Here is an 8,948-nt window from a genome sequence, read left to right as displayed (position 1 = left end):
AGTAGGCCGAATATAAGCGTGCAACTTTACTCTGTCTTATCGAAATAGCTTGCAACAGTCGGGCGGGTCCATATAACCTCGGTCTCCGAGGGAAACAGTCTCAGATCAAATGATCTTATTAAAAACTAAGAATAACGAGTTTCGGTGCTTACCAGCCGCTTTGTTGCTTCATTCCATGTCATTAATTTGCTTGCACCATGTCTCGCCTCGTACCTCGCCAGCGACGCGTCAGCACAAATTAAACGCATGGAATACCGCTTACTCTGTAGAACCGCGCTGCGAGAGGGATTGAACATACTTTAATTTGAAATGATCTCGATGATTCAACTACTTTTATAGCCCTTGTGGATAAGCCCAAAAACTTGTTTGTATATACAGTCTATTTTTGCTTTATCAAATTGAATGCTCAGCTTTATGATCTGAACGCGGCTCAGCTTCTCGGTTTGTCATGGAAGCGTCAACGAAAGTGTATTAAGATCAATCATTAACCAATATCACAGTCAGAATAACGTGCTGTGGACAAATGATATAACACGCATGCTTAAATATGTGTTTTACATTGTGACGGGATAAGCCAAAAAAAGGCTGAAAAACCATCACGTTAGTGGGTTTTATTTAAGCTCACTGGCATTGCGTAAATGCGCATTCACACTATTAAGCTGTTAGGATTCAAAAATATTCAAATTAGGGGGTGTATTTTGGAGGAGAATATGAATAAAAAAAAAGAATCAAATGGATTTTTTCACTTTGTTACAGAGTTGAGCGTAATCCAAACCTTAGTGTTGACTGCAATTGCAGTATTGTTTCCGACATTTAAGAACGTCGACTTTTTTGGTAGGTTGAAATCCTTAGATTTTGATGGGTTGATGCTCTATCAGGGATTGTTTGCATTCATAGCTGTTGTATCTGCATTTCTTATCTTATACATAGTTAGTAAGCTTGCAACATCTTCTACCGCTTGTACGACATTCAAGAAGTATTTCTACTACGTATTATCCTTTTCGCTTATCTTTATTTTTTCACTGAGCCTCAGAGAGTTTTATGCCCCAACTTCTTCATTGACATCTTATATAGTCGGTAAGGAAATGAAGGTCAATTATGGTTTGGTTCAAGTTGAATCAGGGCTTGAGTATGAGGTTCAGAGTTGTTCTAAATCTGGGACGCTAATCCAATGTGACCTGAAAGTCTCTAATAAAACAGACGAGGATTATGATGTTTCTAGATTTGATCGTGTTTTCTTGTATGACCAGAGCAATAATCAAGGAGTACGCGAAAAAGTGATCTTTGATAATCAAGGAGTTGGACGCTGGGAAAAAATTCACTTGACCAAAAAGTCTTCTACCAACTTGGTTCTGTATTTTAAAATGTCAGCCAAGTCAAATTCCGATCTGGTTAAAAAACTTCAGATTAACTTTCACTATTTTGGGGCAGATCGTTCAGTTACGTTTAGGAACTTGAAGCTAGAGTCTGCACAATAAAAGCCTAACAAAAGCTTCAAACCGACACCCAACGCGTGGCACTTTTGGTTTGCAGTAATTATTGTGTTTAAGGCGCAATGCGGTAGCCGTTGTATTGCGTTGGCAGCGGCTTAAGCGGGCGTTATCCGCTATGAGAGTTATTGCTCTATAAATACTGTTAATAATTAGTGAACTTGCTTCGTCCAAGGAAGAAACCATGAATGATATTGGCTCATCGTCAAAAGAATGAAGCCGAGTATTTCGAGTGTCTCTAGGCGATCACTGGTAAAGTGATTACCAGTGCAGGCTTGAGCGTAAAATCTGATAGGCGTTGATTTTTAGCTGTTGTAGTGGGCGTTTAATACAACCTAAGCCCCCTCTAAGAAAACGATTTTGAATGCATCGCGCCAAACCGCATTGAGAAAATAATGCCCCATGTCGGCCCAAACTTCGCCTATGGCGGCCTGCTTCATAAAGACTCATGTCTAGTAAACTTTATCTTTCTAAAAAGTCGTACTGATGTTGGCCTGTTCGTTTTTCCATCTTCACTTCACTCTCTATTGATGCATTAGACTTTTCTTACCATAAATTGACATTTACGTTTGCTTAGGTAAATAAGTTGAACCATGATAATAAGACGCAAGAAGGAACGTAGGGAGAGATGCGTGTTTAAAAATCTTAAGGTATCTAACGCGATCGCGTTGGTGGGCTTTGTACCACTGTTATTAGTTGTAATACTCGCTTTTTTCTTGGGTTCGAGTTTGATGAACAGTATCCGAGATACTCAGAAAGCCAATGACATTGTGCATTTAACGGAAAGGCTTGATGCAATTGCTCACAACTTTGCCGTTGAACGTGGTTTAACAGCAGGCTTTTTAGGGTCTAATGGTGAGCAAGGAAAAGACAAGGTTTTAAAACAGCGCTCGGTCGCTGACCAAGCCGAACAGTCGTTACGGAATCTTTCTGCCGACGATTTTCATGCGCTGACCCAGTCTGAAATTAATACGTTAATCCAACCTACTTTGGCGCTTCTTAACAACAAATCCTCAGTTCGCAATAAAGTCGACAGTTTATCTACTGATAATGGGGCATTTGCCTTTTATTCTGATCTTAATGCCTCGGCTTTACGCGCTATTCAACGCGGTATTAATCAAGTGGCAAGTCCTAAGATTACCCAAGCGTTGTCATCGCGTTTAAGTCTGCTTTGGATGAAAGAGCGTATTGGGCAATACCGAGGGGCTCTGAATGGTGTATTCGCGGCTGGGAGTGTCAGTGAGCGTCGTTTTGTTCAAGTGTCGAGCTTTATTGCAGATGAATCTGTCTGGGAAAGCTATTTTAACGATGTCGCCACGCCTGAACGTAAGCGTCAACTTGAAAGTCTGAAAAGTCAGTCTGAGTGGAAAAGCGTTCAGCAAGTACTGTCTGGTTTTATGAATACCAGTGACCTTCAAGCCGTTCAAGGTCCAGATAACTGGTTTGCGTTGGCGACTGCGAAGATCGGTCTTGTTAAGAGCTTGTCAGACGAGATTGGGTCAACAGTAGATGATATTGCGGATGCTCAAGAAAGCCGTGATGTAACAACCTTTACGTTAGTTGTTATCGCCATCTTAGTAGTGGGCTTATTGGTGCTACTGCTGACGATCAGTGTGATTCGGTCCGTTTCTAGCCGTGTTGCTATGGTTCATAATGCATTGAGTTCTGTGGGTGAGAAGAAAGATTTCACGGTGAATTTAGAGGTCAATTCTAAAGATGAATTGGGCCATATAATGCATGAGCTGAATTTGCATCTTGAGCATTTATCTAGCACGTTTGGAATGTTGGCGCAGAAGTCTCAAGAATCAAACAGCAGTATGGATGGCTTAATCGTGCAAGCCAAAGAGGCCGCGGCAGAGACTCAAGACCAGTTGGCTCGAACGGATCAAATTGCCGCTGCGATTGAGGAGATGTCGTTAACCAGCGGAACTATTTCAGCAGACATGCAAGCGGCTGCAAAAGCAACGGAAACCATTCAGTCTCGTGCTTCGGAAGGCCGTGCAGGCATGCATTCAATTCAGTCATCGATTGAAACCTTGAGCCGTGAAGTGACCGGTGGTTTTGATTCTGTGCAACAGGTCACCAATCAAACGGAACAAATTGCGTCGATCCTACAAACGATTGAGTCGATTGCCGAGCAGACTAATTTGTTAGCGCTGAACGCTGCTATTGAAGCCGCACGAGCGGGTGAACAAGGTCGCGGTTTTGCGGTGGTCGCGGATGAAGTGCGTAGCTTGGCACAGCGAACCCAAGACTCGACAGAAGAGATTCGTTCGATGATCGAGACGTTGATTAGCTCCAGTAAAAATGCGTTATCGTCGATGGAAAGTTGTTCTTCGATGGCGACGAGCACCGCATCGGAAGTGATCAACAATGCGGAAATGATTGAATCATTGCTTGAGTCTGTGGACGAGATCAATATGACCATTGAGCGTGTTGCTACGGCGTCGGAGGAGCAGTCTCAAGTCACCGAAGACATTAACCGTAATGTGCAGATGGTGCGAGATCGCTCAAGCCATATTACGGAAACGGTTAATTTAACCGAGTCTGAGGCGCGTCAAACTCAGGATCGCTTTGATGCGGTGCTTAAAGAGTTACAGTCTTACCGACTACGTTAGTCGTTGGTGGCGTGTCACGATGTAAGAAAAAGCCGCTTGTGAGCGGCTTTTTTGTCGATTACTTTTTGGCTTTCGCAAAGGGGTTACTGCGCAGTCCAGGGCCTTTTGTGACATCCGGTTTGACGGGGTCAATCTTGGCTTTTTTGCCTTGAACTTCTGGCGCAGCTTTGACGACTTTCTTTTGGCTACGAGGATGGGTATCGGGCACGCGATGTTCCGGCTCAAAGCCTGGGATTTCTTTGCGTGGTACGCGTTGTTTTAGTAGCACTTCAATAGCACGTAGGTTTTCTACCTCATCGGCACACACTAAGGAGACAGCGCGACCTTCTAGCCCAGCACGTCCGGTTCGACCAATACGGTGTATGTAGTCTTCTGCGACGTGTGGCAGGTCAACATTGATCACCACTGGCAAGCCTTCGATGTCCAGCCCACGAGCGGCGACGTCGGTTGCCACAAGGTAGGCCAGTTCGCCTTTTTTAAAAGCATTAATTGCTGATAAACGTGCGTACTGTGGTTTGTCGCCATGCATCGCGAGGGCATTAAAGCCTTCTGCTTGCAGGATCTCCGTAATTTCATCAGCACCACGCTTTGTCTTGGTGAAGATCAACGCTTGATTCCAGTGTTGACGATTAAGTAGTTCAGCTAACAGTTCCGGTTTACGCACTTTATCGACGGTGTAAATTTGGTGACGAACGGTGTTTGCAACGCGGTTGCTTTGTTTTGCGGCGACTTCTTCTGGGTCTCGTAGCCATAGCTTGGCTAATTGTTTGACGGCATCAGAATAGGTCGCAGAAAACATCATGCTTTGACGTGTTTTAGGCAGCAGCGCCAGCAGCGCATTAAGCGCTTCTTCAAAGCCTAAATCCAACATACGATCGGCTTCGTCTAATACTAAAAACTCCAGTTCATCGAACGCCACGGCATTTTGCTTAAACAAGTCCATTAAGCGTCCAGGTGTGGCGACCAGTAAGTCTGCTCCGCGTTTCATGCCGTTGATTTGCGGGTAAGCTTGAACGCCGCCGTACATGGTCTGGCTACGCAGCCCTAGACCTTGGCTGTAGGTGCGTACGCTGTCGCCGATTTGGCTGGCGAGTTCGCGAGTAGGGGCCAGAATTAAACAACGAACTTGTGTTGCACTGGCACGTTTACCTTTGCTCAGTTGCTCGATGATTGGCAGAGTAAAGGCAGCGGTTTTACCAGTACCGGTTTGCGCCGCGGCCAATACGTCTTTACCCGATAGAATCAGTGGAATCGCTTGTGCTTGGATCGGTGTCGGGGTGTGGTAGCCCAGTTCTTTGAGTATGTCCGTGACAGCGGAAGATAAACCAAGTGTTGCAAAGGTCATTGTAGTACCAAATTGAGGGAGGCAACGCTGTATTAAACGCGCTGCACGTCCACAGAAACATTAAGTGATTGACTGTCGCCACCGTCGAAAATCACGCCTTGTAGCGGTGTGACATCAGCGTAATCACGCCCCCAAGCGGTGACGATGTGCTGTTCGTTAGGCATTAAGTCATTTGTGGGGTCGAATTCTACCCACCCTAGATCAGGAATGAAAATAGCAAACCACGCATGGGAGGCATCGGCTCCAACTAATTTCTCTTGCCCAGGAGGTGGCAGTGTTTCTAAATAGCCACTCATATAGCGTGCAGGCAAGCCAATAGAGCGAATACAAGCGATGGCTAAATGGGCAAAGTCTTGGCACACACCGCGTTTTTCTTCCAGCACTTGTTCCGCCGGAGTGCTGACGCTGGTCGCCGCTGGGTCAAAGGCGAATTCTTCAAAAATCTTGTGCGTGAAGTCCATACTGGCTTGAAGTACGGGGGTATCATCCAGAAAGCAGTCGCGTGCGTAATCTGCTAATGCTTTGCTACGACGAATATGCAAAGAATCTAAGGTGTACTCTTTGACCATGCGCAGCTGTGGTGTGGATGCTTCGGTAAGCTGATCGCGTAACTCTTTACAGGTCAGGCCATGCAGTGATAACTGTCCAGAGACATCATTTTGTTCAATTTCAAAATAACACTCCACATCAATCGCGAGTTTTTTATGGGGCTCTTGCACAGAAAAATAAAACGTCGGGTTGCCAAAATAGTCTTCCCCGTTGGTCTGATACACCGGTGTCGGTGTTACTTTAATTCGACGGCTTAAGCAACGTTGATTCAGCGTATCACGCGGAAGTAGATGCGCCATGTTGTAACACAAGGTGACGGGCGCATTGTATAGGTATTCCGTTATGTGGCGGACTCGATATTTCATACGTTATTCTTCCATTTCGCTTTCACGAGCTGCTGCGGTCCTGCGGTGTGATCAAAGTACTTATCACTTAGAATGGTCGTCAGATGCTCGAGGTTATCCATTACCTGAGTCATCAGCTCGGTTAAGTTATGACGAGTTTGGCTAGTCTCATCGATTTGCGCTAAGGAATCCAAGTCTGCCAATTGAATGTCGTTTAACGATTTTATGATGAAACGATTTTCCGGTGATAAGCCCAATGTGCCTTGATCTGTCGTTGGTAGCTCGCTGACGTACTTGCGCAGTTGCTCGACTTGATAAATTAAGGAGCGTGGATTGGATCGATCGATCATCAATAAATCTAAACCGTAGGACACACGTGCTCGTGTTCGATAGCGGCGACGGAAGGATATTAGCGCTTCTACACTGAGTAATACCGACTCGAGTACTTGTTGCTGTTGCAAGCTCGGAAGCGGTTCAGACAAGGTGTTTTTCAGTAGGTTTGCCGTCAGCATTGCCCGTTCTGTTCGACGGCCAATTTCTTGGAACATCCAGTCCATACCGCGCAGCATGCTTTCATGATTGAGCCCCGAAATCGCTAGCAAAGACGTTACAAGGCTGTCTAATGACTCTTCTGGAACGGGGGGGAGACCATTGATGTAGGCCCGATCAATACTGTGAATGTGGTCGCGCAGTTCGTTCAAAATGATACGCGTATCCGCGGATAGCATTTCTTTTACTTGCTCGGCACAAGCTAGCATCTGTTGTAAATTCGACTTGATCGATCCCATACGTTGACTGTCGACTACCAGTGCAGCCAATTCATCGTTCGGATTTTCAAGCAGCTCAGGCTGATCGTGGAAACCGGGGAGTGAACCACTGATATCAGACATGGCGCACAGCAGTACTTTGCGGCTTTCTGTAGGGAAAATATCAATGCCATTCAGTTGTTTAAAGATCGTGCGCATTAAGCGTAAGCTCATTTCCGCACGTTCGGCATATCGCCCAAACCAGAATAAGTTTTCAATGACACGACTAGGCAAGTTTGCGGCTTCGGCCTGCGCGCCCGGTAAATTGTCCAACGGCACGTCGATATCGGCTTCCACCGTATCGCTTAAGATCCACATATCTTTGCTGCGTGAACCCGATAAATTCTTACTGACGATTGTTTGGTCACGAGAGTCCGCAACGCGCGCTAACCCTCCCGGCATTACACGATAACCCTCATCACTTGCGACACTAAAGGTACGCAAAATACAGGGTCTTGAGCTGAGCGCACCATCTTCCCAAATGGGGCTATGGGAACCGGGAATATACGTTTGAGCGACATAGGCGATTGGGTTTTCTAAAATCGCGGCCGTTATATCAGCTAGACCTTGCTTATCAAGCTGGTGTCCGTAAACGCTTTTGCTAAGTTGGCTACGGAACGCTGGTTTGATGATCAGCTGTGGCAAGTTATTTAAGACATAGTCGAGCTGCTTCGCATTGCCACACCAATAGCTGTCTACTGACGGAAGCAGTAATTCTTCGCCCATTAAACATTGCGCAATGTCGGGTAAAAATGCCAATAGGGCGGGGGTTTCTAATAAGCCTGAACCAAGTGGATTGGTGACGATGACATTGCCTTGACGCGCGACTTCGAGCAGTCCAGGCACACCTAATCCAGAGTCTGAGCGCAATTCGGCTTGGTCACAGAAGGCATCTTCGACACGACGTAATATGACGTCGACGCGAGACAAACCATCTAAAGACTTCATCCACACTTTGCCATTGCGAACCGTTAAGTCGCCCCCTTGAACCAATGGATAGCCTAAATGATTTGCTAGAAAGGCTTGTTCAAAGTAGGTGCTGCTGTAAGCCCCTGGTGTCAGCACTACAATACGGGGTGATTCGGTAATGTGTGCCGCCAGCTGGCTAATGGTTTCACGCACCGTTTGAAAGAAGCCAGAGAGTCGCATGGTACGACTGTCGCGAAACAAACTGGGCAAAATACGAGACACGACCGTGCGGTTTTCCAGTGCATAACCCGCCCCACTCGGGGCTTGAGTACGGTCGCCTGTGGCAATAAATCGACCACTTTGGTCGCGCACCAGATCCACGGCATGAAAGGTCAGTCGATGTTCGCTTGGCCACGGCATATCATGGCATTGACGTAAAAAACCGGGATGAGAAAAAATGATTTCAGAAGGAATGACGCCTTCTTTGAGCAGTCGTTGCTCACCGTATAAATCCTTATAGAGCAAATCAAACAGCTTTGCGCGCTGTTGTAATGCGCTTTCCAGTTTCAACCATTCGGCTTTCATCATGACATTAGGAATAATGTCTAATGACCAAACATTAGGTGAAAGGGGATCGCTTTTTAAGTTATAGGTGGCCCCATCATCACGCAAAATCCGTTGCGCTCGCAGATGGCGGTCTTGCATCCCTTCTGCACCGAGCTGTTGCATCGCGGTCGTGATCGCTTGCCAAGGCAAGCGAACCGAGCCACGACCATCAAATGCCTCGTCGTAGGCATTTGATGGTGCAAGGTAAGGTGCAACAAACAACTCATCAGCAGTGGTTGTTATGGATGGAGCAACTGTATCTGTCATAGTTAGACGTTCTA

General features: G+C 46.1%; 5 protein-coding genes. 2 read left to right on the top strand and 3 right to left on the bottom strand.

Features of this window, described 5'->3' with window-relative positions:
* Nucleotides 1–710: 710 nt before the first annotated feature.
* Together AYW76_RS05610 and AYW76_RS05605 are read left to right on the top strand one after the other, a co-directional pair.
* Nucleotides 711–1,478, top strand: a complete 768-nt coding sequence (locus AYW76_RS05610) for a hypothetical protein (protein ID WP_067216878.1) — start codon at nucleotides 711–713, stop codon at nucleotides 1,476–1,478.
* Nucleotides 1,479–2,122: 644 nt separating this feature from the next.
* Nucleotides 2,123–4,108 carry a methyl-accepting chemotaxis protein gene (locus AYW76_RS05605; protein WP_067216875.1) on the top strand — a complete coding sequence of 662 codons (1,986 nt, stop codon included), beginning with the start codon at nucleotides 2,123–2,125 and terminating at the stop codon, nucleotides 4,106–4,108.
* A 58-nt stretch (nucleotides 4,109–4,166) separates the two neighbouring features.
* Here the strand turns inward: AYW76_RS05605 and AYW76_RS05600 are convergent, their stop codons facing one another.
* From AYW76_RS05600 to AYW76_RS05590, 3 genes are read right to left on the bottom strand one after another with little or no spacing between them, the layout of a single operon-like run.
* Nucleotides 4,167–5,453, bottom strand: a complete 1,287-nt coding sequence (locus AYW76_RS05600) for a DEAD/DEAH box helicase (protein WP_067032422.1) — start codon at nucleotides 5,451–5,453, stop codon at nucleotides 4,167–4,169.
* A gap of 32 nt (nucleotides 5,454–5,485) precedes the next feature.
* Nucleotides 5,486–6,367, bottom strand: coding sequence for a transglutaminase family protein (locus tag AYW76_RS05595; RefSeq protein ID WP_067216873.1), 882 nt, complete (start codon nucleotides 6,365–6,367; stop codon nucleotides 5,486–5,488).
* Entirely contained in the window at nucleotides 6,364–8,934 is a 2,571-nt protein-coding gene (locus AYW76_RS05590; RefSeq protein WP_082866119.1) for a circularly permuted type 2 ATP-grasp protein, read from the bottom strand. Before AYW76_RS05590 ends, AYW76_RS05595 begins: the two co-directional genes overlap by 4 nt.
* Nucleotides 8,935–8,948: the final 14 nt, after the last annotated feature.

This window comes from Marinomonas gallaica (assembly GCF_001639745.1).
GTDB classification, from domain to species: domain Bacteria; phylum Pseudomonadota; class Gammaproteobacteria; order Pseudomonadales; family Marinomonadaceae; genus Marinomonas; species Marinomonas gallaica.
This window is presented reverse-complemented; position numbering and strand designations above follow the sequence as displayed.